23 protein-coding genes are annotated in these 25,096 nt (G+C 61.4%); 3 read left to right on the forward strand and 20 right to left on the reverse strand.

What is annotated here, in order from left to right; all coding sequences use genetic code 11:
* Positions 1-57 precede the first annotated feature (57 nt).
* The 4 genes from J2W46_RS31030 to ligD all read right to left on the reverse strand — a co-directional run bounded on the left by J2W46_RS31030 (position 58) and on the right by ligD (position 6,283).
* Complete coding sequence (locus tag J2W46_RS31030) at positions 58-1,107, reverse strand: porin (protein WP_310359212.1); 1,050 nt, start codon at positions 1,105-1,107, stop codon at positions 58-60.
* A 695-nt stretch (positions 1,108-1,802) separates the two neighbouring features.
* The gene (locus tag J2W46_RS31035; RefSeq protein WP_374726897.1) at positions 1,803-2,612 is read right to left on the reverse strand and encodes a tetratricopeptide repeat protein; all 810 of its coding nucleotides are present in this window, start codon (positions 2,610-2,612) and stop codon (positions 1,803-1,805) included.
* Positions 2,613-2,641: 29 nt separating this feature from the next.
* Entirely contained in the window at positions 2,642-3,592 is a 951-nt protein-coding gene (gene ku, locus J2W46_RS31040) for a non-homologous end joining protein Ku (protein WP_310359217.1), read from the reverse strand.
* A 219-nt stretch (positions 3,593-3,811) separates the two neighbouring features.
* Complete coding sequence (gene ligD / locus J2W46_RS31045; protein WP_310359220.1) at positions 3,812-6,283, reverse strand: DNA ligase D; 2,472 nt, start codon at positions 6,281-6,283, stop codon at positions 3,812-3,814.
* Between the two features lie 830 nt (positions 6,284-7,113).
* Here ligD and J2W46_RS31050 point away from each other — a divergent pair.
* On the forward strand, positions 7,114-7,332 hold the full coding sequence (locus tag J2W46_RS31050; protein ID WP_020066055.1) for a hypothetical protein: 219 nt from the start codon (positions 7,114-7,116) through the stop codon (positions 7,330-7,332).
* A 332-nt stretch (positions 7,333-7,664) separates the two neighbouring features.
* Here the strand turns inward: J2W46_RS31050 and scpA are convergent, their stop codons facing one another.
* From scpA to J2W46_RS31100, 10 genes are read right to left on the reverse strand one after another with little or no spacing between them, the layout of a single operon-like run.
* Complete coding sequence (gene scpA / locus J2W46_RS31055; protein ID WP_310359224.1) at positions 7,665-9,776, reverse strand: methylmalonyl-CoA mutase; 2,112 nt, start codon at positions 9,774-9,776, stop codon at positions 7,665-7,667.
* The gene (locus J2W46_RS31060; RefSeq protein ID WP_310359340.1) at positions 9,773-10,588 is read right to left on the reverse strand and encodes a Pnap_2097 family protein; all 816 of its coding nucleotides are present in this window, start codon (positions 10,586-10,588) and stop codon (positions 9,773-9,775) included. Before J2W46_RS31060 ends, scpA begins: the two co-directional genes overlap by 4 nt.
* A 2-nt stretch (positions 10,589-10,590) precedes the next feature.
* Entirely contained in the window at positions 10,591-11,883 is a 1,293-nt protein-coding gene (locus J2W46_RS31065; protein WP_310359229.1) for an MSMEG_0569 family flavin-dependent oxidoreductase, read from the reverse strand.
* 22 nt (positions 11,884-11,905) lie between these two features.
* Positions 11,906-12,190: an MSMEG_0570 family nitrogen starvation response protein gene (locus J2W46_RS31070; protein ID WP_310359232.1), complete on the reverse strand. Its 285-nt coding sequence runs from the start codon at positions 12,188-12,190 to the stop codon at positions 11,906-11,908.
* Between the two features lie 23 nt (positions 12,191-12,213).
* Positions 12,214-13,386, reverse strand: coding sequence for an MSMEG_0565 family glycosyltransferase (locus tag J2W46_RS31075; protein ID WP_310359235.1), 1,173 nt, complete (start codon positions 13,384-13,386; stop codon positions 12,214-12,216).
* Entirely contained in the window at positions 13,383-14,369 is a 987-nt protein-coding gene (locus J2W46_RS31080) for a sll0787 family AIR synthase-like protein (RefSeq protein ID WP_310359238.1), read from the reverse strand. The genes J2W46_RS31075 and J2W46_RS31080 overlap by 4 nt, the downstream gene beginning before the upstream one ends.
* Entirely contained in the window at positions 14,366-14,929 is a 564-nt protein-coding gene (locus J2W46_RS31085) for an MSMEG_0567/Sll0786 family nitrogen starvation N-acetyltransferase (RefSeq protein WP_088174440.1), read from the reverse strand. Before J2W46_RS31085 ends, J2W46_RS31080 begins: the two co-directional genes overlap by 4 nt.
* Before the next feature lie 2 nt (positions 14,930-14,931).
* A complete protein-coding gene (locus J2W46_RS31090; RefSeq protein ID WP_310359241.1) occupies positions 14,932-16,065 on the reverse strand; it encodes an MSMEG_0568 family radical SAM protein in 1,134 nt (377 codons plus the stop codon).
* Complete coding sequence (locus J2W46_RS31095; RefSeq protein ID WP_310359245.1) at positions 16,034-17,050, reverse strand: Nit6803 family nitrilase; 1,017 nt, start codon at positions 17,048-17,050, stop codon at positions 16,034-16,036. Before J2W46_RS31095 ends, J2W46_RS31090 begins: the two co-directional genes overlap by 32 nt.
* 18 nt (positions 17,051-17,068) lie before the next feature.
* Positions 17,069-17,551, reverse strand: a complete 483-nt coding sequence (locus J2W46_RS31100; RefSeq protein ID WP_012403844.1) for an MSMEG_0572/Sll0783 family nitrogen starvation response protein — start codon at positions 17,549-17,551, stop codon at positions 17,069-17,071.
* An 82-nt stretch (positions 17,552-17,633) separates the two neighbouring features.
* Between J2W46_RS31100 and J2W46_RS31105 the strand changes: the two genes are divergently transcribed.
* Positions 17,634-17,870: a hypothetical protein gene (locus J2W46_RS31105; protein ID WP_310359248.1), complete on the forward strand. Its 237-nt coding sequence runs from the start codon at positions 17,634-17,636 to the stop codon at positions 17,868-17,870.
* Positions 17,871-17,956: 86 nt separating this feature from the next.
* Positions 17,957-19,348: an aminotransferase-like domain-containing protein gene (locus tag J2W46_RS31110; RefSeq protein WP_131319527.1), complete on the forward strand. Its 1,392-nt coding sequence runs from the start codon at positions 17,957-17,959 to the stop codon at positions 19,346-19,348.
* A 239-nt stretch (positions 19,349-19,587) separates the two neighbouring features.
* Here J2W46_RS31110 and J2W46_RS31115 read toward each other — a convergent pair whose 3' ends face one another.
* The 6 genes from J2W46_RS31115 to J2W46_RS31140 all read right to left on the reverse strand — a co-directional run bounded on the left by J2W46_RS31115 (position 19,588) and on the right by J2W46_RS31140 (position 25,055).
* Positions 19,588-20,658 carry an SDR family oxidoreductase gene (locus J2W46_RS31115; RefSeq protein WP_310359251.1) on the reverse strand — a complete coding sequence of 357 codons (1,071 nt, stop codon included), beginning with the start codon at positions 20,656-20,658 and terminating at the stop codon, positions 19,588-19,590.
* Between the two features lie 105 nt (positions 20,659-20,763).
* A complete protein-coding gene (locus tag J2W46_RS31120) occupies positions 20,764-21,858 on the reverse strand; it encodes a maleylacetate reductase (protein ID WP_020066068.1) in 1,095 nt (364 codons plus the stop codon).
* Positions 21,855-22,715: an intradiol ring-cleavage dioxygenase gene (locus J2W46_RS31125; RefSeq protein ID WP_310359256.1), complete on the reverse strand. Its 861-nt coding sequence runs from the start codon at positions 22,713-22,715 to the stop codon at positions 21,855-21,857. The genes J2W46_RS31120 and J2W46_RS31125 overlap by 4 nt, the downstream gene beginning before the upstream one ends.
* A 27-nt stretch (positions 22,716-22,742) precedes the next feature.
* Positions 22,743-23,027: a YciI family protein gene (locus J2W46_RS31130; RefSeq protein WP_020066070.1), complete on the reverse strand. Its 285-nt coding sequence runs from the start codon at positions 23,025-23,027 to the stop codon at positions 22,743-22,745.
* 34 nt (positions 23,028-23,061) lie between these two features.
* Entirely contained in the window at positions 23,062-23,967 is a 906-nt protein-coding gene (locus J2W46_RS31135; protein ID WP_310359259.1) for an NAD(P)-dependent oxidoreductase, read from the reverse strand.
* Positions 23,968-23,984: 17 nt separating this feature from the next.
* Complete coding sequence (locus J2W46_RS31140) at positions 23,985-25,055, reverse strand: 2,3-butanediol dehydrogenase (RefSeq protein ID WP_204520860.1); 1,071 nt, start codon at positions 25,053-25,055, stop codon at positions 23,985-23,987.
* Positions 25,056-25,096 lie beyond the last annotated feature (41 nt).

Consider the following 25,096-nt stretch of genomic DNA (forward strand, 5'->3'; position numbering starts at 1 on the left):
CTCTCGGTCCTCTCCCGCACGACATATCTGCATGGCGTTCACTGCGCCTTCGTGCCGTCAGAACGAATGCAGTATGCCGAGCTGCGCGCCAGTCACGCCTTCTCCTCGCGTCGGCGTATTCGGCGTGATGGGCCCGTTGGCGATCAGCGCATAGGTCGCGCCGTGGCGGTTCACGAGCCGTTCAAACGTTCCATAGACCAGTGTCCGCTTGCTGAAACTGTAGAACGCGCCAACGCTCACTTCTCCCGCGTTGTTATCCTGGCCTGAACTATCCTTCGCGTAGCCGACGCCGGCCGCGAGCCGTAGCGCCGGTGTGACGCTGTAGGTCGCCGATAGCGAATAGACGCTGTGATATTTGCCTTGGACATTGGTTGAAATGTTCGAGCCGAGGTTGTTGCCGCGGTAATAGCCGAAGTAGCCCGTCACACTGCCGAACTGATAACTGCCGCCCGCGAACGTCGTCTTCGTATTGACTGTTCCGTTCGCGCCATTCTGTTCCGCGTGGCTGACGCCGAGATAAAGCGGGCCACGCTGATAATCGATCGATCCCACGTAGGCATTCAACGCGTCATGCGGCGACGTCTGACCACCCAGGCTCGCACCCGCGGAGAACGTGAATCCCGCGATGTTCGGCGACCAGTACGTGATCATGTTGTCGTAGCGAAACACGAACGTCGACGCGTTGTGAAGAAACGAGCCATAGGTGCCGCCGGAGAATGCGTCGAACTTGCTGTGCATCAGCAGCAGCACCGAGTTCTGACGGCCGAAACGGAATTCACCATACGGCGTGCCGAGACCCACCCACGCACTGCGGCTGAAAGCGAGCGTGGAATCCGTCGCCGCGCCGGAGTTCGTGAGGATGCCGTTCTCGAGATCGAAGGTTGCACGCAGGCCGCCGCCGAGATCTTCGCTTCCTCTGATCCCTACGCGGCTTGCCGACAGACCGCCGCTCTGCATCGCGGTCTGCGCGCCCTTGCCGCCTGCGTTCGTATAACCCAGGTACGTATCGAGAATGCCGTACAGCGTGACCTCGGCCCGGGCCGGCGTCACTGTCACGATGCCGAGTGCAACGAGTGCTGCAGAACAAGCCAAAGCCATCTTGCGCATTTCAGATTCCCGTTTCGGTGAATGGTTTATGTCGGATTACTAAGAATGTCGGTGTGAACCGCTTTGTCGATTTATTTCCTCGATGAGGTGTGCAACAAATATTTCTGTGAGGTGCTCACGAACAATCAGTAAGCGTTCGACGGTTGACTTTAGATCGACAAAAAAGAAAAGCACAACAAATACTTCTGGGCATCTCAAGCGTGAGTTGCTTACGCGCGGGTCTCACATTTGCCTTCGAGAGTCCGCTTTTTTTGCCCGTGTCGGGAGCCCAGGGTGCTGCTGGAATTTGAGCGACATGAGACGAGCGCCTCGTGGAATTGGTACCGGGCGATCTCTGGTTGTGTCGCAGTAAGAGATGGACGCTAGAATTCCGCCGATACGGGTCACCGATGAAAGAATCGAAAAGACGCGGAACCGCGCGCTGGCCAAGGCAGAGAACGTCTCGCAGTACCCGCTGATGGAAACTGCGTGCTGCACTGGAAGTTGTGTTGCGATAAGGTCCGGCGAGTCGACAAAAATCGCGGGCGGGAAGGAATCCTTATGCCACTAACGAATTGAACTCGCGACAAAAAGTTCGTCGAAGCCTCAGGCGTTCTGGTCTATTTGACAACGTGCAGAACGCAGAAGAAGCGGGACTGGCATGGTCGCGCGCCTGGATTGACAGCAATGGATAGTGGCGCGCGGGTGAAGCCGGTTCAGCCGACGAGCCGACGATAAGCGCTGAGATGCCGGACGAGGCCTTGCTTGTCGCCACGAATCTCACTCAACCTTGCGAGGTTGAAATGAGCATCGGCATGCGTCGGGTCGAGTTCTATGCATCGCTGATAGGCCGCTTCGGCCGCATCGTAGCGTTGAAGCTCTTCGAGGACGACCGCCCGATTGAAGTGCAGTAAGGCGTCCTCGGGAAAGTGCTCAAGCGCATCTTCAAAAATGGACAATGCTTCATCGCAGCGCGTCTCTGCCTCGCATAGCAAAACGCCCAGGTTGGTGTATGCGTCGTAGTGCGGTGATGGCGAGAGCTCGAGCACTTTCCGGTAGGCCTGCTCTGCACCGACAGCGTCGGTTTCGGTCAACTGTTCGGCCAGTGCGAACCATTCTTCCGCCTGTTCTTCACGGCTCTCCTGGTTTCGTGGCACCGAGTCGAGAAATGCTACGTCCCCCCGGATAGGCGCGACCTCGAAGTCGAGCAGATGCTGGCCCGAATCAGCGTCCCACTGCGCCTGTCCCGACCTCACGGCCACGGTCTCACCCACAGACGTGATTCGAATCCCTGACAGTGGAAGCTCGTCAGGGAGTTCGGCTTTCAGTTTGGCAAGCGCCCTCAGAATTTTTCGTGCGGAGACTTTGGCAGATTGCAGCTGGAACGCAGTGCGCAGCAGCACGACGTCCTGGAAGGAGAATCGAAGTTCGTTGCGTCGGCCACGCGACGGGTGGACAAATCCGGCGTCAATCAGCCCGGAAAGGACCCGACGCGACACGCCAAGCAGCGACTGCAGGCTGCGCAACGAGTAATCGTTAGACTGGCTCCGTCTTGTCACTTGCGTGCCCGGACCTTTGCTGGTGGCGCCTCTTTGACGTCCGGTTTCGGTGTCGCGCGCTTGACAGGCCGGCGCGGTTTGGCGGCGAGTACCTCGACCTCAGCGGGTGAAGTCTTTTTCGTGGCCGGCGTCTTCGCCGCCGCCGTCCTCACCGGCGCCTCACGTTTCTCCTTATTGGCGCTGAGACTGGCGCGAAGTGCTTCCATCAGGTCAATCACCTGACCGCCTGACTCTTCGGCCGGTGCCTCAGGCGAAACAATCTGTTTGCCTGCTATCTTCCGGTCAATGGCTTCGAGTATCCGCTTCTTCTCTTCGTCCTCGTAAGCCGTCGGGTCATAGGCGTCTTCCGACACTTGGTCGATGATTTGCAGCGCAAGTTTGAGCTCGGTATCGCTGACAGTCACCTGTTCGATGTGCAAATCGCTCAGCGCGCGCACCTCATCGGCGAACAGCAGTTGCTGGAATACCATGCCGTCTTCGGCAGGCCGTATCTGAACGATTCGGGTCTTGCCCTTGTACGACCATTTTGCCAGCGCGCAGCGTCCGCTTTCTCGCATCGCAAGCTGAAGCAGGCTGTACGGTTTGCCACCGCGTTTGTCAGGCGCGATGAAGTACGCCTTGTCGTAGTACAAGGGGTCCACTGACTTCTCAGGAACGAACGACACAATCTCCACGACGTGACTCGCGCCTTCTTCCAGCGCTTTCAGTTCTTCCGGAGCGAAGACGACGAACTGCCCTTTCTCGAACTCGTATCCCTTCTTCATGTCCGCTCGCGCCACCACCGCGCCCGTGGCCTCAGAGATGTACTGCTGCTTTACGCGGCCTCCCTCCGGCGTCAGAAGATTGAAGCCCACACCCGCGGCGCTATCCGTCGCCGAATACAGTTTCACCGGAATGGACACAAGACCGAAGGACAGTGTCAGCGATGCGATGGAACGAGCCGCCATGTGAGCCTCCTGTGAGCGGACGCGGTAATTTATCGGCGCTGCAATGATTCAAAGTCCGCAGCCCGATTGCACGCGACAGAGCACGTCTTGTGCCGGTGAGTGTCAGGTCCGCATTGGGAGACTGACTCACGGGCACGTCAGCGCCCTGCCGCGCTTGAACGAATCTCTCGCCTGTAGCCCCTATTCCTGCCAGCGCCAGCCGTTTGCATCCCAGGCAATTCATCGCAGGCGCTTTATCGCCGACGCCAGCGACTGTCTCGCCGACCAGTAAGCTTCCCAAGGGTCTCGCGTCTGAAAGCTAAGATACTCCCTCGCCGTTTGCACCGTCCACTGTGCACCGCTTTTAAGGTCGGACAGTTGTTCCCATGACACGGGCATCGAGACGCCCATTCCTGGCCGCGCCCGCGCGGAGAAGGCGGCGGCAGTGGTTTGCGCCTTGCCATTGCGCAGGTAATCGACATAGATTTTGCCGATTCGGTTGGCTGCTCCTGATGTTGCGGAGAAGCGGTCGGGAATCGTTTTTGCCAGATGTCTGACGAACGCCTGCGAGAACGACTTGACGGATTTGTAGTCGAGTCTGGGCGCAAGCGGAACGACGACGTGCAGCCCTTTACCGCCGCTCGTCTTCAACCACGCCTGCAGGTCAAGCTCCTCAAGCAACGCCCGCGTAAGAAGCGCGGCCTCCTGAACCTGCTTCCACTTCACTCCCTCGCCAGGGTCGAGGTCGAAGATGACCCTATCCGGTGTATCAACGTGCTGGGTCGTTGAATTCCACGTGTGGAACTCAACGACATTCATCTGCGCTGCCGACAGGAGCGCGTCTGCAGTGTCGACCGTGAGCACGGGCGGTTGATTCATCCACAGATTGCGGTCGTGCGTCTTTAGTCCGGGCATAGCGGTCTTTTCCGCGTGCTTCTGGAAAAACGTCTGACCGGCTATACCCGCCGGCGCGCGAACCATTGCAATTGGCCGGTCTACAAGGTGCGGCAGCATCCACTCGGCGACGCTTTCGTAGTACCGGACGAGTTCGAGTTTGCTGACGCCGCTCGCAGGGTCAACGACCCGCTCCGGATGCGTGACCTTTACCTGCGAGACAGGAGCTGGCTTCAGCGGTTCGCCGGTTTCACGGACTACGCGGTGCGCGGGCTTATCAACACGCAAGCCCTTGAAGGAAGCCTGCCGGACAACGCCTTCGCCTGTCCACTCCGCAAACTCGACTTCGGCAACCAATTCTGGATGTACCCAACGTTCAGCGCCGGCGGCACGCCTGGACCAGCGGCCTGGCTTTGATACGGCGACGTCGAACGGGCTCGTCTCCCGTTCCAGAGGAAGCAGTCGGTGCCAGAGGTCCCGGCCTGTTCGAGCGTTCCAGCCAGTGCCCACGCTACCCGCGTCGTGAAGCTTTTTGCCTGCGTAGTAGCCAAGCAGCAAACTGCCGACTTCGCCTTCCTTACCGCCCCTGGCGGTGAAGCCACACACAACGAACTCCTGCCTCAACCGGCATTTCGCTTTCAGCCAGGCTTCGGTCCGTCCGGACTCATATCGGGCGTCGCGACGCTTCAGCATCAAGCCCTCGAGTCCGAGTCCCGCTGCGGCTTCAAACATCTGCACGATTGGTGCGTCAAAATCCTGGCTGAAGCGGATACGGTCGCTATCCTTCTCAAGAAGCTGTGCCAGTCGCGCGCGCCTCGCCCAAAGTGGGACGCCCGTCAGGTCATTCCCGTCACAGTACGGCAGGTCGAACAGGAAATAGACGATTTCGTCATTCGCTGCGCCATCTATCGCAGTCTGTAAAGCGCCGAAATCCGGCAGCCCGTCCCTGAGCACGACTATCTCCCCGTCCAGCCATCCACTGGAGAGGGGGAGCTTCGCGACTTCAGTCGCCAGCGTCGCGAGTTTCTCCGTCCAGTCGTGGCCGCCGCTTGTGAATAACCGTACCCGCCCCTTGTCGACCCGGGCGAGCATCCGGTAACCATCCAGCTTGGATTCGATTATCCAGTCGCCGGTTGCAGGTAGCGACGAGGCCAGGGTCGCGCGCTGCGGTTCGAGTTTTGCGGGTAGCGGCGCGCGGACTGCGGCCGACAGGTCTATCGCCGGCGGAGTGACCGGCGCGGGCCGGGATACTTTTGGCTCACGCTCTTCGATGAGGCCTAGCGGTTTTGTCGTGACGCTGTCGGGCAGCGCCTTAATGACGTCATACTCGGCTAACGGTTGAGCCCACTCGTCGCGCTTCTTGAACAGCATCCACTGGTCCTGGCTGCCGGCCAGCTTTTCGCCATGGAGGCGGAAGACCAGCTTGCCGGCCTTCATTGCCTTTCGAGGGTCCCCGACAGGCTCCCACGTCCCGCGGTCCCACACAATCACCGTACCGGCTCCATACTGCCTGGGCGGGATTTTCCCTTCGAATGTTGCATATTCGACCGGATGGTCCTCCACGTGGACGGCCATTCTCTTTTCTTTCGGGTCGTAGCAGGGCCCCTTGGGTACCGCCCAGGATAGCAGCACACCGTCAAGCTCGAGACGGAAGTCATAGTGAAGGCGGCTAGCCCAATGCTTCTGCACGACGAAGCTTAGACGCGCTGGCTGGCGCGTTGCCCGCTTCGCAGGCGCCGGTTCGGGCGTATGCCCGAAGTCTCGCATCTTCCTGTAACGGCTTAGGGCCGGAGATTGCGAACCGCGTGCTGTAGCCATTGAGCAGTGTAATCAGGAGCCGCGTTATGGACGATGCCCGACTACCCTGTCGGGCGCACACTGCATCTCGCGCGGGGATGTACCCGACGCGAAAGCCCGCGACTGACAGGAATTGTCGCCTGCCATCGTGAATGCTTGCGTGGTGGCAGAGACACTACGGACAGCAAACGACGTTCCGAGCTCCTTGCCACTGGATGTCGCAACGCATGGCAGACGTCATTGCGCGAAAACCTGTATGGATGTACAGTGTCGGGCGGGTATTTCGTGACGGCGAACCGTCAAGTTTTCCGGAGCAATGAAGCAGTCGTTGGGTGTGGACCAAGCGGCGAGCCTTTCCATGCTGGAAAATGCGACGTTTGAGGCGAAGGGTTAGTCGGCGCTGGGCGAGCTCGCGTCGTAGGGCCAGTGAGTCCGCTGCCTTCGAGTGCTTGGGGCGCGTTAGCGAAACCATTCTGGAGGCCACTAGGCAAGGGGGAAAGCGTGCGAAGACTTGGACTTGCGTTGTTGACGGCGGCGCTCGCGCCGACTGCTTTCGGAGCCGGCACATATTCGGAAGTCTGGAATCCGCCGGAGGCGCGCGGGACTGCGCCACATAGGGCGACTGCCCTGCACAAGCTCGCCGTGCGGCGGCACGTGGCTTTGCATGCGAAGAAGGTGTATTCGCGGCGCACATCGGCGCCTGCATCAAAGCTCGTCGCGAAACGGGGCAATGTGCAAAGGACTTTGCCTAAAGACGCACCGGACATGTCTGAAATTCCGCGGCAGGTCACACCGGAAGGCAACGTCCTTCGCGTGAGAGGCCATGCGCTATCCGCTCGCGTCGTCCGCTAATGCAATCGCAGAGCTACCACGGGTATCAAGTGTGGGGACACTCAATCGTCGAGCTCGAGGGTGAGCTTCAGCGAGAACCTTATGCGGCGAGCGGAACCATCACCCTTCGCGGCAAGCTTGTCCATGCTTCAGGTGTCCTTGGCCACTTTGAAAGTGAGGTGGACGCTGAGCTCGCAGGGTTGGATTGGGCTCGCGCATGGGTCGATGCTCATAGCTAGAGCCATCGACTGTGCAGCAAGACAGCCCGCAATACTGCCATCGCGGGGTTGCCGTTGAATATGTGAACCTCTGGTGGGACAACAACCTGAAGGTAACCTACCTCTTCCAGCACCACATACGACCGCAGCGAGAATCACCGTCTTCGTTGCCCCGCAAAGCCATCGCTCGTTCTTCTAACGTGCGCGAAGTCGACGGCGCGCCTCACGCCGACTTACCCTTCGACGTGCGCGCGCAGGATTGGACCAAGGTTGTCCTCTACCACCAGACTTCGCGCACTGCGCGGCGATCCTGGTGCTGTAACCATCGCTCCCGAACAGCAGCTCGCGACTCGTTAAGCACTCTCGTGTAACGGATGGTCACCTTCGACGCATTTTTCTGCAGACGCTACAGCTATCGCAGCCAATAGCGTTACGATTTTTTTGATCGGCGTGCCCGCCGGAAAGCAGGCCGCCACTCCGGAGCGTCGAAGGACCAGTTGACTCGCCTGGTCGATGATCCCGCCCACCACGATGGGTATCCGCAGACCGCGTACAGTCAGTTGATCACGCAAGGCGGTAATCAGATCTTTTTGTGCGCCCGCGAGCGAGGAGACGCCGATAACGTCAACCCGCTCGCCTTCAGCCAATTGGACGGTGTCGGAAGGTGATGCGAACATCGATCCCGTGGAAACCCCGAAGCCCGCATCGCTTAATGCCGCTGCGATAATGCGCGCGCCCCGGTCATGTCCGTCTTGTCCCAGCTTTGCAATCAACACACGTGGCGCACGGCCCAGGCGCTTCGTTGCGTCGGCCACCGCACGGCATGTGTCCTGCCAGTCCTTGTCGCTTTCGAGGTTTGCGCCGTAGTGGTCACGCAGTAGCGGCAAGCCGATTTGATATCTGGGCCATTCGGCTTCCAGTGCCTGCGTGCACTCGCCGACGGTGGCACGCGCTCGCATGCATGCCACCGTCAGTTCAAGAAGATTTCCGTCTCTGCTGCGGGCGGCCCGCGTCAGCGCATCCAGCGTGTCGCGTACTCTCGTTGGATCACGCCTCGCCTTGATGTGAGCAAGCCTTTGCGTTTGCAGCACGCGCACCCGCCGGCCATCGACAGTCTGTGGCTCTCCAAGGTCTTCATCGCATCCCGTCATGAAATCGTTGACGCCCACAACCGTGCGCCTTCCCGCCTCGATTTCCGCCTGTGTATTCAGAGCCGACCTGTGGATCTGTTCTCGAACCCACCCTGATTCGACGACATCAACCACGCCACCACGGCGTTCGATTTCTGCCATCACCGTTAGCGCCTTTTGACAGATCTCCGCCGTAAGGTTCTCCATCATGTACGAACCGGCCCACGGATCGACCACATCACATACGTCGGTTTCGTGCTGCAGCACCAGCTGTGTGTCGCGAGCGAGCCTCGACGCTTCTGCACAAGGAAGCGAAAGCGCTTCGTCGTAGCCGTTAGTGTGCAGCGATTGCGTTCCGCCGAACACGGCAGCCAACGCCTCGACCGTCGTGCGCACGACGTTGTTCATCGGTTTCTGCGCCGTTAGCGACCATCCCGATGTCTGACAGTGCATCCGCAGTGCACGCGCCCTATCCGACGTTGCGCCGCTTGCCGAGGCAATATCCGCCCACAGAATTCGTGCCGCTCTCAGCTTCGCGATTTCGACGTAGAAGTCCATACCGACGCCGAAGAAGAAGCTCATCCGCTGACAGACATCATCGGCCTGCATCCCGCGACCTGCGAGGGCCGTTATGTACTTGCGCGCATTCGCCATGGTCAGCGCAAGTTCGAGCACAGGGTCCGCACCCGCTTCCTGAAAGTGATATCCCGACACCGAGAGGGCATTGAACCGCGGCACGTTTTTGCCGAGGTACTCGACAACGTCGGCGGCGATGCGCAATGAAGGCTCAGGTGCGAAGATGCTCGTATTCCGCACCATAAACTCTTTCAGGATGTCGTTCTGAATCGTTCCCCTCAGTTGCGAGGCGCCAACGCCGCTTTCCTCTGCCGCGACGATGAAAGCAGCCAGCACAGGAAGGACCGCCCCGTTCATTGTCATCGATACAGACACGCGGTCGAGTGCAATGTCTTCGAAGAGGCGAGTCATGTCCTCCACTGTATCGATTGCGACACCCGTCATGCCGACGTCCGCGCTCACAGCCGGGTCGTCTGAATCGTAGCCGCGCTGGGTCGGCAGATCAAAGGCGACGGAGAGCCCCTGTGCGCCTTCCGCCAGCGCGGTGCGAAATGCGAGGTTCGTATCGGAGGCCTGCGCGTACCCCGCGTATTGGCGTATCGTCCAAGGTTTTTGCGTATACATCGACGCGAATGGACCGCGCACGAACGGCGCCTCGCCGGGCATGCTGTCGATATGCGCGATGCCTCCAATATCCGCGCGCGTATAGACGCGCTTGAGCTTCACGCGATCTGACCGACGCCGCCGTTGCGTATTCATCGATGCCTCCAGCGTTTTTCCGTCGTGACGTCGGCGATTTTCGCGCCGTCGCTGCTGCGCCGCACTTCCGTCCAGTGCCGGATGCCCTGCCCGTCTTCCGCCTGTCCGACCATATGCACGGTCAACGTATCGCCCACGTCGACGTTGCCGTAATAGAACAGCGAACGGCTCGAGACGACAGGCGGCTCGCCGAAGCGCCCCCACTGCCACTCGGCGCGATCGATAAAGGCCTGAAAGCTCGCGAAGTACAGGAAGTCAGCGCCGTTGAAATCGCTATTCGGGCACGGGAAGAACTCGATCGGCTCGCGCGTGGCAGGCCCGAGGCCGGGAACTGCGTCACGGTCGTCTGCTCGAAGTCGTTTGCCAATCTGCGTCATGTCCAATGCCTCTTCGGGCATCGGCACGATTTCACCCGCCAGTGAAGCAAGTGCCGCCCGCGCCGCCGAACGATTGCTGCGCGCCTCGCCTCGTGTAACGAACGCAGAGGACATCCCGATCTCCGCGACTGTCAGGTCGTCGCGAACGACATGGTGCGTACTGAAATGGCGCACAGGCCCTGTTCTGCAAAGCGTGCTGCGGATCTCGAACGTATCGTTTTCGGCGATCGAATCGAGACCGCAGGTCTGCAAGCGGATCGCCGTAAAGGCTGCATAAGAGCGGCCGCCGTTGTCGTCACGGAAGTCGGGCTGCGCGCGGCCCGCGTGAGCGGCGAGCGCTTCCCAATGTCGATGGCCGCACTCCTTGAGCAACCAGTTCTCCGACAGTCCCGTGTAACTCAGTTGCGGCATGCCCGCCCGATAAGGTTGGATCATGCTCACGCCGCGAGGCTCGTTGACGCCTGGTCGAGCGCCACCCGGATCGCGCCGACGACATGCCCGGCATCGCGTGCGATGCCGGAGAAGCGCCCCGATCCCCATGTATGCAGCCACGGCAGTCCGATGAAATACAAGCCCGCTTGCGGCGTGATGCCGCGATTGTGTGCAGGATATCCACGTCCATTGAACACGGGCGCATCGATCCAGCTGAAATCGGGCGTAAAGCCAATGCACCAGATGATCGACGTAATGCCGCTCTGCGCGAGATCCAGCGACGTGCGCTCGCCTTCCGGGCGCCATACCGGCTCATAGGGAGCGCCAGGTGGAGCGTCGATACCCTGCTTGTCGATGAACGCGTCGATGCTCGCGTTGATACGGTTGTATGTGTCGTCGGCGCTATCAAGATTGCCCCTCAGGTTCGGTGCGAAATGCAGGCAGCCGTCGCGGAGATCGTCGAGCCTGCCGTACAGTTCCATACCTTCAAGCGCGAAGCGTCGCAGATCGATGTCTCTCCCGCCATCGCGGCCCGTCACATAATGGTTCGTGTTGTCGCGCACGCCTTCACGCAGCGGATGCTGGTCGACGGGCATGTCGTAGTAGCGCATGTCCGCGAGCCAGTCCACCACGTCGCGGCCACGATAGAAACGCGCGCAACGCGGTGCTTCCCCAACGGCGAGAAACACCTTGCGGCCCGCCAGATGCAGGTCTTCGGCGATCTGCGCACCCGATTGCCCCGAACCCACCACGAGCACGGCACCTTCCGGCAACGCCTGCGGATTGCGGTAATGCGACGACTGCAGTTGCACGATGCCGGCGGGCAGGCGCTCCGCCATGCGCGGCACGATGGGGGTGTGATAGCCACCCGAGGCAACGACGACCTGATCGGCCGTGAAGTCGCCGTTCGACGTCGACACGAAGTAGCCGCCCGACGGCAGGCGCCGGACCTTGCGGACTTCCGTGTGTTCGAGCACGGGTGCATCGACCATCGCAATGAAACCGTCCAGATAAGCGATGATCTCGTCCTTCTTCATGAAGCCGTGCGGATCGTCGCCGCGATACGGATGGCCCGGCAGCGCGCATTGCCAGTTCGGCGTGACGAGGCAGAATGCATCCCAGCGCTGCGAGCGCCACGTATGCGTGACCGTATGCTTTTCGATCACAAGATGATCGATGCCCGCCTCTTTGAGGTAGTAGCTGATCGACAAACCAGCTTGCCCGCCGCCCACCACGATCACCGTGTGGTGCGGGACATCGGTCAGCGCATCGGATGCGACAGTGTTTGCGTTCGACATGATTCGTTCCTGCGTTCGGGATTCAAATTAGTTCGACGACCTTGACTTCCGCGTGCGGGTCGGTGGCAAAGCGCTGCGCAAGTTCTTCGATCTGCGCGAGCTGATCCATCGCCGCCGAGCATGCGAAGCCGTACTTCTCGCGAACGCGTTCGGAGCCGATATGCAACGCCTTGCGCGCCCGTTCGACAAAATCGCCCAGCGCATAGCGTTGACCGGCGACGAAGAACTCGCCGACCACCGTCGAAGGTGAATAACAGTTGGCCTCGCTGCCGTCCGGCCACTGGACCTTGAAGTGCATGACTGGCATCACATATCCTTTGAGTGAGAGATTCACGCACCGAGCGGCTGCATGATGCGCTGCACGTGATTCGCGTACAGCGCGATATGACGACGCGCGCTTTCGCGCCAGCTAAAGCGCGCGAGAAGTTCGGGCACCGCGCGTTCGAAGTCGACGCCGCCGCGTTCGTGCAACGCGCGGCGCAGCGCGTCGCCGATACTTGTCGCGTCATCGGGTTGCGCCCAGCAGCAGACGCGTTCGTCGAGATAGCCGGTGAACGGTTCGATCTGCGAGACGACGACGGGCGTGCCCGCTGCCAGCGCTTCGAGCACGACCAGCCCGAAACCTTCGCGTAAAGACATCATCGATACGACGTCCGCGCGTTGAAACAGCGCCGGAATCGCTGCGTCTTCGAGCGGGCCTGTGACTACGATTGGCTCATGTTTGCCGATACGAAGCCCTACCTGCGCCGCACGCGCGATAAAGCGCTGCGTGTAGGTATCGTGATCGAGCAGGCTCGCGCCGCCTGCGAGCACAAGCTGCGCTTCGGCATGCGTTTGCCGGAGCAACGCGAACGCTTCCAGCAGTTGCAATGTGTTCTTTCGTTCTTCGATGCCGCCTACCGCTAGCACCATCGGTTTGCCGCTCAGGCCGAACTCAGTGCAAACATCCGTGCTGCCGACGTCACGAAAGCGCGCTACGTCCACGCCGTTATTGACCGTTGATGCCGTCACGCCAAACTCGTCGCGCATCTTGCGCGTCCACGTGTCACTGACGCACAGGACCGTGTCGGCATCCGCATAGGCACGTTGTTGCCACGCACTCAGGCGCGGATTAGCGAATGCGTCGAGGTGATGAACCGTGCGCACGAAGCCGCGAATCGAGCCCGCTTCGCGCAAGTCCGCGAGCGCATTGCCGCCGATGCCGTCCTGTGCATGCAGTACGTCAAAGCCCGATGCGCCCTCTTCGAGCAACGCTGCTTTCAACGCGTCGATCCGCGTCTGTACCATCATCACCGTATCGTTGCCGTGCGCAGCGGCTGGCGCGAGTACCACGCGGCAAGGCGATGCGCGGAACATCGGCGCCCCGCCCACGGACGGCGCGAAGATCGTGACGTCCTGCCCGGCTTCATGCAGCGCCCGCCCTAGTTCGAGCGTATGTACCACGCCGCCGCGAGGATTCACGGAATGCGTGAACAGCGCAATGCGCATTGCCGTGCCGTTCATTTCGGCTCTCCCACCGGCGCGCCGATGAATGCGCTCTCCCTGAAGTTCCACAGCAACGCCGAATCACCTTGCTGCGTGAGCACCACTTCACGCGACGCATCCACGCTGCCGATCGTCGTGCATGCAAGGCCGCGTTGCGCGAAGCAAGCGTGCACCTCATCCACATGTTCCTCGTGCACAGAGAGAAGAAAGCCGTAGCTCGGAAATGCGCTCAGCCAGCGCTCGAAGTCCACGCCGTCTGGACGCGGGATCGCATCGAGATCGATACGCGCGCCAACACCCGAGCATTCCAGCAGCATCAGCGATGTGCCGAGCACGCCCGCCATGCTGATATCTTTCGCCGCCTCGCACAGGCCGCTTTCAGCAAGCTGCGGCAGCAGTTCGAGATCATCGCGCAGGCGCTCAGCTGGTGCGCCCACGGAAGCGTTCCAGAACGGATACGGATCTTCGAAACGGCCGCGCAGATCGACGGCCATCACGAGGCTGTCGCCCGGCCGAGCATTGAAGCTCGACAGCAATGCGCGCGCACGGCCGAGTATCGATACCGCCAGCTGCGGCTCCGCACTACGCGTATTGCTATGCCCGCCAACGACAGGCACACCATACGCGCTCGATGCCGCCGCCATGCCCGCCAGAATCTGTTCCGCCGATTCGAGCCCATCGCTCCACAATGCATCGACGACGGCAAGCGGACGGCCGCCCATCGCATACACGTCGCTGATATTGACCATCACGCTGCTGTAGCCCGCGAACCACGGCATCGTCTCGACGAAATCGCTGACAAGGCCTTCGATCGCGAACAGCAGATAGCCGTCGCCGTCGGCGATCGCCGCGCAATCGTCGCCGACTGCAACGGCTTGCGCGAGATCACGTGTGCCGTTCGGAAGACGCGACGCCAGCGACGCCACCACGCCTGCGATATCCGTCTTATGGCGAAAGCCACGGCTTTCACGCAGACGTTCAACGAGCCCGTGCAAACTCATGAGCGGCCTCGCGATGACGTGACGAAGCCACTTTCCGGCGAAAAACACGGCGGATAGTGCGTGAGGTCCGCTTGCATCAGATGATGCGACCGCCCAAACAACGTTTCTTCCGCAACCGTCTGCCAGTGCAACCGCCTGAACAACGGCACATTCTGGCTCTGCACGTGCGCGAGAAACGTATCGCATCCCAGTGCGTGGGCGCTGCTCACAGCGAGACGAATCAGCGTCGAGCCGAGCTTGCCATGCGAACGGAACGCCGCATGCACCGCGAGACGCGAACCAAGCCACGTGCGCGGCTGCGTTTCGTGAATCCGCACCGTGCCGACCACCTGTTCCGGCACGCCCGCAATGCAGCTCAGCGCAACCAGCAGCTTCGCATCACGGTCGATTTCGTCGCGATCGTCGCCGACGAAAATGCCTTGTTCGACGCAGAACACCGCGCGCCGCAACGCATACGCTTCCTTGCTCTCCCACGGCAGCGTCGCCCATTTCACGCGGTACTCGGCAGGCGTGAAGGCGAGCGGCAGTGCATCGAGTTCGTCGAATGTCTCGCAGAACATGATCAATCCTCGTACGATGCCAGCGACGAACACGCGCCGCATTTACCGCAACCGGCCTTGATATCGGCGGAACGCATCTGCGCGTCGCGCAGCATTGCGCCGAGCGGCACCAGGATCGACTTCATGAATTCAGGCGAAGGCGCGGGATGATCTTCGAGCGGCGTGCCGCTGATAGGCACGAACGGCACGACGAACGGATACACGCCAATATCGATCAGTTCGCGCGAGATCGACAGGATCGCTTCGGGTGTATCGCCGAGACCCGCGAGAATGTACGTGCTGACCTGCCCCGTGCCGAACACGGCAACGGCCGCCTTGAACGCTTCCAGATAGCGCGAGATCGGCACACTGGCTTTCCCCGGCATCACGCGCGCGCGCACTTCCGGCGTCACTACTTCGAGATGCATGCCGAGCGTGTCGATACCGCTCGCTTTCATACGCTCGAACCATGCGTCATCGTCAGGCGGTTCGCACTGCGCCTGGATCGGGAGATCGACGGCAGCCTTGATCGCGAATGCGCTTTCGCACAGGATCTGTGCGCCGCGGTCGGACGTGGGCGGCGTGCCGGTAGTGAGCACCATATGCTTGACGCCGTCGAGAAGCACCGCAGCGCGCGCTACTTCCGCAAGCTGCTCCGGCGTCTTGCGCGCAATCGTGCGGCCCGCTGCAAGCGACTGGCCGATCGCGCAGAACTTGCAGGTCTTCTTGCGGCTCTCGTAACGGATGCAGGTTTGCAGCACGGTGGTTGCGAGCACATCGGTGCCGTGCAGCGTCGCGATGTGCGAGTACGGCACACCGTCGAGCGTTTGCAACTGCGCAAAGCGCGGCGCTTTCGGAAAGCTAATGCTGGCGATCGGAATCGTACCGCGCATCAACGCACTCGCGCCCGCTTCATCCGGCGCGCCCGCGACGAACGGCGAATTCCACGCGGAACTGGTGTGCACGGGCACCATGATCGTCACACCATCCACGGTCACGGCCTTGTGGTCGGACGGACCCGCGCCACCACGACGGCTCGCCGCACCCGCATTCGGATCGACGAGGCGCAGCCCCGCCGATTGCAACTCCGTGCGCAGCTCCATCATCTGACGCTGCGTACGCGGCTCAGCCGGCGACAGGTTCATGCTGGCATTCATCCTGACCTCCACTCGTATTTTCAGGCGCGGCGTCCGCGCGTTCGAACGACGTCGCCATCGGCGCGACAGGCATCGCCGGGCGATCGTTGATGGCAAGACTCAGCAGTTCGGGCCGCGCATAATGGCCGACGGAATCCATCATGCGTTTGCGCTTCGTGATCAGCGACATGTCGAGATCCGCGACGACCATGCCCTCGCCTTCGCGCAGCGGCTCGGCAAGGTGCTGGCCTTCGGGCGACACGATGGCCGTCATGCAGCCGCCGCGCAGCGCCTTTTGAAGCTTTGGGTCCGTGGTGACGGATTCGATCTGCGCTTCGCTCAGCCAGCCCGTCGAATTGACGACGAAGCAGCCCGATTCGAGCGCGTGATGACGGATCGTGACCTCGATCTGCTCGGCGAAAATCGGACCGACCAGCGAGCCCGGGAACTGGCTGCAATGGATCTCTTCGTGCTGCGTCATCAGCGCATAGCGCGCGAGCGGGTTGTAGTGCTCCCAGCACGCAAGCGCGCCGACTCGCGCGATGCCCGTATGCGCGACTTTCAGCCCCGCTGCATCGCCTTGTCCCCAGATCATCCGTTCATGAAACGTCGGCGTGATCTTGCGGCGCTTCAGCACGAGCCTTCCGTCGACGTCGAACACGAGCTGCGTGTTGTACAGGCTGCCGTGATCGCGCTCGTTCACGCCGAGCACGACCACCATCGAATGACGGCGCGCGCGCTCGCTCACGGCTTTCGTGACGGGACCCGGCACGACCACGGCCTGCTCGTAGAGCCGCATATGCTCGGCGCCCGACGCGACAGGCGGACGCACGAACGAAAAGTACGGGTAGTACGGCACAAAAGTTTCGGGAAAGACGATCAGTTGCACGCCTTTCGCCGCGGCTTCGTCGATGGCGGTACAAACCCGTTCGAGCGTGCCGCCGGGACGCTCGAAGTCGGGCGCAATCTGCACCGCCGCTGCACGGATGATTCGCTGCTCGGACATGATCGGCACCCGGCTCGCTCAGACAGTCCACGTATGGATGATCAGCGCGTTCTCCTTGCGATGGAGAAGCTGCAGGTCCAGCACGTCGAGCGGGTTGATCGGGCGAATGCCTTCGATCAGCGAAGCCTCGCCGTGACCGTACAGCGCCTGCAACGCGAAGCGGCATGCGTACACCTTGCCGCCTTCTTCCATGAACTTGACGAGCTGCTTGTTGAAGTTCAGATGACCGGGGAACGCTTCGTCGCCGAGTGTCGGGAAGCCGCGTTGCAGACCGAGCGTGACGCCAGGACCGTACAGCAGCACGGACGTATCGAAGCCCTTACGCTGCAGACGCGTTGCCTGCAGCAGATTCACGAAGCCGATCGAGCCTTCGAATGCGACGGTATGAAAAGTGACGAGCGCTTTCTCGCCGGGTTCGGCCTTGACGTCAGGAAAGACTTTTTCTTCGTAGTCAACCAGGTAGTCGCCTTTCTGATGCAGAGGTTTGTTGACGGCAGGCATAGCGCTCTCCAATAAGTCGCGTAATTGATCGGATTGCTCAACCGGAAATATCCCGATTGGCGAATCACTTAACGCAACGGATATGCCAATTTCCGGCCCGGTTCATGCGATCAACTTCCAATCAATCAAACCGCGACTGTTCGAGCGATCCGAAAAAATCTTTGCGAGCCTTGTCCGGCACGGGGTTTTGGGTATCGGCGACAGATTCGCATGCATCGGTTTCGCACAACGACGCAGCGCCTTTTGCGTGCGGATGGTGCGCGATACCCCGCAAGCGTGCATTCATCCAATCAATGCGATCAAGTTTCTGATTGAATGAAAACCGATATTTTTTTGCGCGATTCGCGTGGTACTTTGAATAAGACCTTCACGCTCACGCATACGCTTTCGCACCGGGAATACAGCATGGACAGTCTCACGCATCATTGGCTCAAGCGGCTCACTGAAAGCCGCAAACCGGCATATCTCGTGATACCGGATCTGATCGAGGAAGATCTGGCGAGCGGCCGTTTGCGTCCTCGCGACCGTTTGCCTGGTCTACGTGATCTGGCAGGTGCATTGCAGTTGAATTACACGACCGTCGCGCGCGCCTATGCGGAAGCACGCAAGCGCGGCCTGCTCGATGCACGCGCGGGCAGCGGCACGTTCGTGCGCGGACGCACGCAGACTTTGCCGCTCGCGGGCGGCAGCAGCGTCGAGATGTCGATGAACATGCCGCCCGAGCCGCCCGAGCTTGCGGCACGGCTGCGTGAATCGTCCGCGCATCTGTTCGCCCACACCGATCCTTACCGGCTGCTGCGCTATCAGGATTTTGGCGGCACGCCCGACGATCGCGCGGCTGGACGTGCGTGGTTGAAAGAGCGTCTGCCCGAATGCGAAGACGATATGGTGCTGGTGTGCCCCGGCATCCATAGCGCACTCGTGGCGCTGGTATCGCAACTCGCGCGGCCCGGCGAAACGATATGTCTCGACACGCTTGCGTACCCTGGCATCAAGGCGATCGCATCGCAACTCGGCGTACGTTTGCAACCACTGCCGCGCGATGAAGAAGGACCGTTGCCGCATGCATTCGAAGCGCTGTGCAAGACCGGAAAGCCCGGTGCGTTCTACTGCAATCCCACCTTGCAGAATCCGAGCACGCTGACGCTTTCCACGCAGCGGCGTGAAGCGCTCGCCGATGTCGCGTTGCGCTACAGCGTTCCCATCATCGAAGACGACGCATACGGCTGGCTGCCGGCGAACAGGCCGGTTGCGCTGGCATCACTTGCGCCGGAACTGACGTGGTATGTGACGGGGTTTTCGAAGACCTTCGGCGCAGGGCTGCGCGTTGCGTATCTGCGCGCGCCGACAGCGAGGCAGACGCAGCGCGTCGCGGGCGCGTTGCGCGCGACGACCGTCATGCCGAGTCCTTTCACGGTGCTGCTGGCGACGCAATGGGTCAACGACGGCACCGCGCACGAGATGCTTGACGCGATCCGCAAGGAAGCGAACGTGCGTCAGACCATTGCCTCACAGGAACTGGCCGACTGGCATTACGAAGCGCAGTCGGATGGCTTTCATTTGTGGTTGCCGATTCCGCCGCAGTGTGACTGGAGTGCGTCGGAGCTTGCGCTGCAATTGCGCAATCAGGGCGTCGGGGCGGTGGCGGGGGCGGCTTTTTCGACGGACGGCAATCCGCCGAATACGATCCGCGTTTGTCTGGGTGGCCCGCAAGATCGCGAGGGTTGTCGACAGGCACTGCAGGTCACGGCAGAGATGCTACATCACCCGCATCGTCTACGCAGTCCTTTAATGTAAGCCGCTGCGCCGCTGCCTCAAGCTGGTTAACCCAGACAAAAGCCCGAAGCAGATAGCGGCCCTGCCCTTGCGTGCCGCGAACGGCCAGTACGCGTGCATAAGTCTGCCTCTCTCGACGGGCGAGCCGACAAAGAGACTGGTCGGCTTTCAAAAGGTCTCATTGCGGCGGCGCTCCCGGACCGGTCGAATACTTCGGGCGACGGACGACAAGGCGGACCACATGTGCGTCCGGTCAGTTATCACGCAGGGATTATCCGCTGCGCTTTCAGCCGGTCAAACAGATCGAAGAACGCCTCATCGGTCGCCTGAAAGTCCAGAAAACCGGCCTTGCGGCTCTTCGACATATCGGTAAGCACTTCCATCGGACGTCCGAGGTCGGCGTCCGAATGCCACCACGATGCAAGCCTGTCGATGTCGGGCTCCACGAGATCGAAGCGCGCGGCAATCTGTCTCCATTGTGTGCCCGCGTCGCGCATGCGGCTTTCTAGAGGGCGCACTTCTCCGTCAAACGCGACCGCCTCGACGCCAAAATAGTCTGCGATACGGGACCACATCCATTTCCAGCGAAAAACATCGCCGTTGACGATATTGAAATCCTGATTGCGACCCGCTTCCGACGTCGAGGCCCATTCGAGATGCCGGGCGAGAAGGCGCGCATCGGTCATGTCGGTCAGGCTGTTCCATTGCGTCGCCGAGCCAGGGAAAACAAAAGGCAGTCCCGCTTGCTTGCAAAGCGTCGCATAGACTGCGAGCGTCGTGCCCATGTTCATCGCGTTGCCAACCGCGAATCCGATGATCGTGTGCGGCCGATGAACGCTCCATGTGAAACCCTGACGCTGTGCCGCGGCGAATACGCGGTCTTCCTGCTCGTAGTAGAAGTTGTCGACGTTCTGACGGCCTTGCTCTTCGCGAAACGGTGTCTGCGGAACGGCGCCTGTCGCATAAGCCTCGAAGGGGCCGAGATAGTGCTTGAGTCCGGTCACCAAGGCAACATGCTCGAGTTTCGACGGCCCGGCTTCGAGCGCATCGAGTACGTTGCTGACCATGGCGCCGTTCACACGGATGTTCTCGAGCTCGGTCGCCTGCCTCGCCCAGGCGGTGAAGAACACGTGAGTTACGTCGAGCGAGTGAAGCGCGGCCCGCACCGACTCCGCCGATGCCAGGTCGGCAATGATCGGCTGAACCGCTGGCGACATTTGTGTGCGGCCGCGTGAAAGCCCGTAGACTCCCCAGCCGGCCTCGATCAGCCGATCGGCCAGATTGCTGCCTGCGATGCCGCTGGCCCCGATGATAAGAGCGCGATTTTTCATGAAATGAACGTTACTCGTTGAGATATTCTGGAAACGACTGCCTGCTTCGTGCTTTTGCAGCCGCGTGCGTTAAACGGTGTATCCGTCGGCTATTCAAGCCGGACTTTACGGAGGACCAAACGACGCCATGGTCGGGCGGACGCCTTCGAACGCCATCTGCAATACCTGCCTGATGCCACTTTGGGAAAGTGCGCGGGGATTGAAATACGGCGAGCGCATGGCGATTTCCGCGGCGCGGTCGAGATCGCGCTCCTGAATGCCGAGCTCGGCAAGCGAACGGGGCGTTCCCAAGGCCCGGCCGAGATCAAAGAGCGCAGCCACTGGATCGCTCATATCGAGTGCCCGGCGCAGGCGCTGAGCGGCATCGGGCGCCGACGGCAGGTTGAACGCCATGGCGTAGGGCAGGACCACGGCATGCGTCTGCGCGTGCGGCAAATTGAAGGTGCCGCCAAGCGTATGGCACAGCTTGTGATGCAAGGCCATGCCCACATTGCCCAGCACAGTGCCGCAAAGCCATGCACCGTATTGCGTGATTTCTCGAGCAGCCAGATCGTCGGGACGTTCGCATACCGATACCAGGCCTCGCGCAAGACTGCGCACGCCCTCTTCCGCGAACATCGACATGACCGGATTGATGTCCTGCGCGTACAAGCCCTCAGCCGCATGGGCGATGGCGTTCAGTCCGCTGGTGGCGGTCAGCCCCACCGGCAAGCTCAGCGTGAGCGTGGCGTCATAGATCACCGTGCGCGGCAAAACGCGATGACTCTTGCCGGTCTTCTTCTCGCTGCTGGCGGTCAGCCCGTAGATGGGAGTGACCTCGGAGCCCGCGTAAGTCGTGGGGATCGCGACGATCGGCAAGCTCGTCTCCAGCGCGATTGCCTTCGCCAAGCCCAGTGTGGAGCCGCCTCCTGCCGCGACCAGTCCATCGGCTCCGGCATCGCGAGCCGCCTCGACACCGGCTTCGGCGGTTTCGACCGGCACGTGCATGACTGCCCGATCGAATATCGCATGGCAGCGTCCTCCGCCCAGCTCGCGCACGCGCTCGGCCAGCGCGCATTGCTCCGGCGTCGAAAGCACGAGCGCGCGCCGGATGCCGAGTTCGTCGAGTTCGTCACTGAGCCGCGCGAGCGAGCCCGCGCCGAAAACAATGCGGGTCGCGCGGGTGGAATAGATGAATGGCGTCGCGATGCTCGGTGTCATGATGAACGGTTCAGGACAAAGTCAAAAGCGAGCGTGCTGAACGGCGACTGCATGCGCGTGCCGTCGGGCGCCACGCCCTCTTCATGGTGAATCCAGTCTGCAATTAGCGACGAGCGCACGCCGAACACGGCGTCGGAATCGAGGTAGCGGTCACCGTCGCGAAACACATGGGTCACGAGCCGCTCATAGCCGGGCGCGGTGATCATGAAGTGCAGATGAGCGGGCCGCCACGGGTGGCGCCCAAGCGCGGCCAGGAGCTTGCCTACGGGCCCGTCGTGCGGAATCGGATAAGGCTCTGCCACGATCGAGCGAAAGTGATAGGAACCATCGGGCAAGCTGTGCAGCACTGCCCGCGCCCGGTGCGTATCGCCTTCGTACTGAACATCGTAGAAGCCAGCCGAATCTGCCTGCCAGACCTCGATCCGCGCATTCGGCACAGCTTCGCCCTCGAGCCCCATGATGCGGCCTGAGACGAAGCATGGCTCGCCGCCGGCACCGTTGGCAATGTCGTCGCCATTGCGATGCACTGGCGCTCCGCCGACGAAAAACGGCCCAAAGACCGTGGCCTCGGTGCATCCGACGGGCTTCCTGTTCGCCATTGCGGTGACGAGCATCGAGAGTCCGAGTGTGTCGGAGAGCAGAATGAGCTCCTGACGATTGCCGTCCGTGATATGACCGACCTCCGTCAGGAAGCGGATACCCGCTTCCCACTCCTCTTCGGTCAGCTGCACCTCGCGCGCGAAATCATGAAGATGCCGGACGAGACTCGTCATAACCGCCCTCAGACGGACATTGGACGCCCCCTCGTGGCGCTTGAGTACCGCATCAGTGATGGTGTTTTCGTCGAGATTACGCATGGCGTTTTATCGGTCGTGAAGCATGGATCAGCGGTTGTCGACGCGCTTGAGAAACGGGCGGATGTCGACGCTCTTCCAGATGCCGGCCTCATTGAACGGATCGTTCGTATTAAAGCGGACAACCTGTCCGATGTCGTCGGCTTCATAGAGGAAGAAGCTGCCGATCATCGTCTTCTCGTCCGCCGCAAGCAGCGGGCCGGACATCACCATTTTGACCGGCGCCGTCGCGAGATAGGCTTTGTGGGCGTCGTAGTGGGACAGGCGGCGTTCCACCATGCCGTCATGGTCAAGGCAATAAACGGTGTAATGCATATGCGACTCCTGATAGTTGTGATGCGAGCGGCGCTCAATTGTGCAAGCCGGAGCTCAATTCAACCGCGCGCACGATCGAGAAGAAATCGAGTTCCGCGCCGTCCGCGTCCACATACTCGGCGAACTGCTTGCGCACCAGGGCGGCGGCCGCCATTGGCACACCTGCGGCTTCGCCGGCATCCACCACCAGCGACATGTCCTTGAGCATCTGCCGCGCTGAAAACGCAGGCTTGAAATCGCGCTGCTTGAGCGGATCGAGCTTGTACTTGATGAGCGGCGAAGCCGCGACGCTATCGCCGATCACGGTCAGCATCTCGGTCCAGTCGAGGCCGCCCTTCTTGCCGAGCGTGAGTGCTTCCGCAAGCAGCACCGCGGTCGACCCCACCAGATGATTGATGGCAAGCTTCAGGTAGCGCGCCTGCTGGTCTTCACCAACGTAATACTGGCGTGCCGAGATCGCTTCGAATACACCGCGCGCAGCGTCGAACGCATCCTTGGGGCCCGACGCGAACACGGTGAGCTGGGCCTTCTCCGCGAGGACGGTGCTGCCCGAGACCGGCGCCGCGATATAGCCGATGCCCCGCTCTCTCGCAGCGTCGCGAACGGCTGCGGACGCTGCCGGCGACACTGTGCTCATGTCGACATACACGGCGCCCGCCGGCAGGTTCGCGAACACACCTTGCGACCCGAGCGCGACCTTCAACAGAACCGCGTCATCGGGGATGATGGAAAAGACGAGTTGCGCCGATGCCGCGAGCGCCGCGATATCGGGCGCCGGCCTCACGCCGTGCGTAGCGAGTTCGCCGAGGCGTCCCGGATCCACGTCGTACACGACCACGTCGTAACCCGCCTTGAGCAGGTTGAGGACAATGGGTGTGCCCATCTTGCCGAGGCCAATCCAGCCTATCGAAGGCTTTTTCACCTTGTTTTGATCAGTCATTCGTGCGTGCTCGCTTGTCAGGTCGTCTGCGGGTTGATCAGGATCTTCATCTTGTCGCCACCTTTGTCGCTCAGGGCGTCGAAGCCCTTGGCCACGACGTCGTCCGCGTCGATCAGGTCGTGAATGAGTTTCTCCACCGGGAATTTTCCGTTCGCGATCATGCCGATGATGCGCGGCCAGATGGTGACCGGATAGCACCAGGTGCCCTCAATGTGAATGTCCTTGAGCGACCACTTCATCGGATCGACGGTGGCGGTCCCCACGTGCAAGCCGGCCTGAACGACCGCGCCGGCCGACCGCACGGCGTCGACGCATGCGTTCAGTGCATGCTGGTTGCCCGAACATTCGATCGCCACGTCTACCCCCACGCCTTCGGTCAGATCGCGAATCCTCTCCGGCAACTCGCCCTCCGTGGGATCGAAGATCTGCGTGGTCACGCCGAACTCCGACATCTTTGCGGCACGGGCGGGGTTCGGTTCGCTCACGAAGATCTGGCTGGCGCCGGCCGCATGGCACGCGAGCGCCGCCAGCACGCCGATCGGCCCCGCGCCCGTGATCAGCACAGACGAGCCGACCGTCACGCCGCCGCGATCCACCGCATAGAGGGCGACCGCCGCGGGCTCGATCAGGGCGCCCTGCTTGTCGCTGACGTTATCCGGCAGCCTGTTCGCGTGATAGTCATTGAGAACGGTATATTCCGCCATGCCCCCACCGTCCCAGCTCAAGCCGACGCACCCCATCTTCGTGCAAAGGTGACGCATGCCCCGCACGCAGTAATAGCACTGCCCGCAAGATGCCAGCGGCATGACCGATATGCGGTCGCCCGGCCGCACGTTCTTCACGTCCCGCCCCACTTCGAGCACTTCGGCGCTGAACTCATGGCCGAGCACTTGCGGCGCCTTGGCCCCCGTCAGCGGATGCGGCTCCGTCGGGACGACGATCGGACCCGCCTGGTATTCATGCAGGTCGGTACCGCAGATGCCGCACCACATCGGTTTGACGATCATCTGATCTGCGCCGATGCCGCTCGGGTCCGGCACGTTCTCCACGCGAATGTCGTGTGCACAATGAAACCTGACTGCTCTCATGCCTGCTCCTCCTCTGCTGGACGCTCGCCCGCGCTAGCGTC

The sequence above is a fragment of the Paraburkholderia strydomiana genome, from assembly GCF_031456815.1.
GTDB lineage: Bacteria > Pseudomonadota > Gammaproteobacteria > Burkholderiales > Burkholderiaceae > Paraburkholderia > Paraburkholderia caledonica.

What these genes read in the sequence shown, in the direction of transcription:
- J2W46_RS31030 (WP_310359212.1), bottom strand. Translation starts at nt 1,107, where the DNA reads ATGCGCAAGATGGCTTTGGCTTGTTCTGCAGCACTCGTTGCACTCGGC.
- ku (WP_310359217.1), bottom strand. Translation starts at nt 3,592, where the DNA reads ATGGCGGCTCGTTCCATCGCATCGCTGACACTGTCCTTCGGTCTTGTG.
- ligD (WP_310359220.1), bottom strand. Translation starts at nt 6,283, where the DNA reads ATGGCTACAGCACGCGGTTCGCAATCTCCGGCCCTAAGCCGTTACAGG.
- J2W46_RS31050 (WP_020066055.1), top strand. Translation starts at nt 7,114, where the DNA reads ATGCAATCGCAGAGCTACCACGGGTATCAAGTGTGGGGACACTCAATC.
- scpA (WP_310359224.1), bottom strand. Translation starts at nt 9,776, where the DNA reads ATGAATACGCAACGGCGGCGTCGGTCAGATCGCGTGAAGCTCAAGCGC.
- J2W46_RS31060 (WP_310359340.1), bottom strand. Translation starts at nt 10,588, where the DNA reads ATGATCCAACCTTATCGGGCGGGCATGCCGCAACTGAGTTACACGGGA.
- J2W46_RS31065 (WP_310359229.1), bottom strand. Translation starts at nt 11,883, where the DNA reads ATGTCGAACGCAAACACTGTCGCATCCGATGCGCTGACCGATGTCCCG.
- J2W46_RS31070 (WP_310359232.1), bottom strand. Translation starts at nt 12,190, where the DNA reads ATGCCAGTCATGCACTTCAAGGTCCAGTGGCCGGACGGCAGCGAGGCC.
- J2W46_RS31075 (WP_310359235.1), bottom strand. Translation starts at nt 13,386, where the DNA reads ATGAACGGCACGGCAATGCGCATTGCGCTGTTCACGCATTCCGTGAAT.
- J2W46_RS31080 (WP_310359238.1), bottom strand. Translation starts at nt 14,369, where the DNA reads ATGAGTTTGCACGGGCTCGTTGAACGTCTGCGTGAAAGCCGTGGCTTT.
- J2W46_RS31085 (WP_088174440.1), bottom strand. Translation starts at nt 14,929, where the DNA reads ATGTTCTGCGAGACATTCGACGAACTCGATGCACTGCCGCTCGCCTTC.
- J2W46_RS31090 (WP_310359241.1), bottom strand. Translation starts at nt 16,065, where the DNA reads ATGAATGCCAGCATGAACCTGTCGCCGGCTGAGCCGCGTACGCAGCGT.
- J2W46_RS31095 (WP_310359245.1), bottom strand. Translation starts at nt 17,050, where the DNA reads ATGTCCGAGCAGCGAATCATCCGTGCAGCGGCGGTGCAGATTGCGCCC.
- J2W46_RS31100 (WP_012403844.1), bottom strand. Translation starts at nt 17,551, where the DNA reads ATGCCTGCCGTCAACAAACCTCTGCATCAGAAAGGCGACTACCTGGTT.
- J2W46_RS31105 (WP_310359248.1), top strand. Translation starts at nt 17,634, where the DNA reads ATGCCAATTTCCGGCCCGGTTCATGCGATCAACTTCCAATCAATCAAA.
- J2W46_RS31110 (WP_131319527.1), top strand. Translation starts at nt 17,957, where the DNA reads ATGGACAGTCTCACGCATCATTGGCTCAAGCGGCTCACTGAAAGCCGC.
- J2W46_RS31115 (WP_310359251.1), bottom strand. Translation starts at nt 20,658, where the DNA reads ATGAAAAATCGCGCTCTTATCATCGGGGCCAGCGGCATCGCAGGCAGC.
- J2W46_RS31120 (WP_020066068.1), bottom strand. Translation starts at nt 21,858, where the DNA reads ATGACACCGAGCATCGCGACGCCATTCATCTATTCCACCCGCGCGACC.
- J2W46_RS31125 (WP_310359256.1), bottom strand. Translation starts at nt 22,715, where the DNA reads ATGCGTAATCTCGACGAAAACACCATCACTGATGCGGTACTCAAGCGC.
- J2W46_RS31130 (WP_020066070.1), bottom strand. Translation starts at nt 23,027, where the DNA reads ATGCATTACACCGTTTATTGCCTTGACCATGACGGCATGGTGGAACGC.
- J2W46_RS31135 (WP_310359259.1), bottom strand. Translation starts at nt 23,967, where the DNA reads ATGACTGATCAAAACAAGGTGAAAAAGCCTTCGATAGGCTGGATTGGC.
- J2W46_RS31140 (WP_204520860.1), bottom strand. Translation starts at nt 25,055, where the DNA reads ATGAGAGCAGTCAGGTTTCATTGTGCACACGACATTCGCGTGGAGAAC.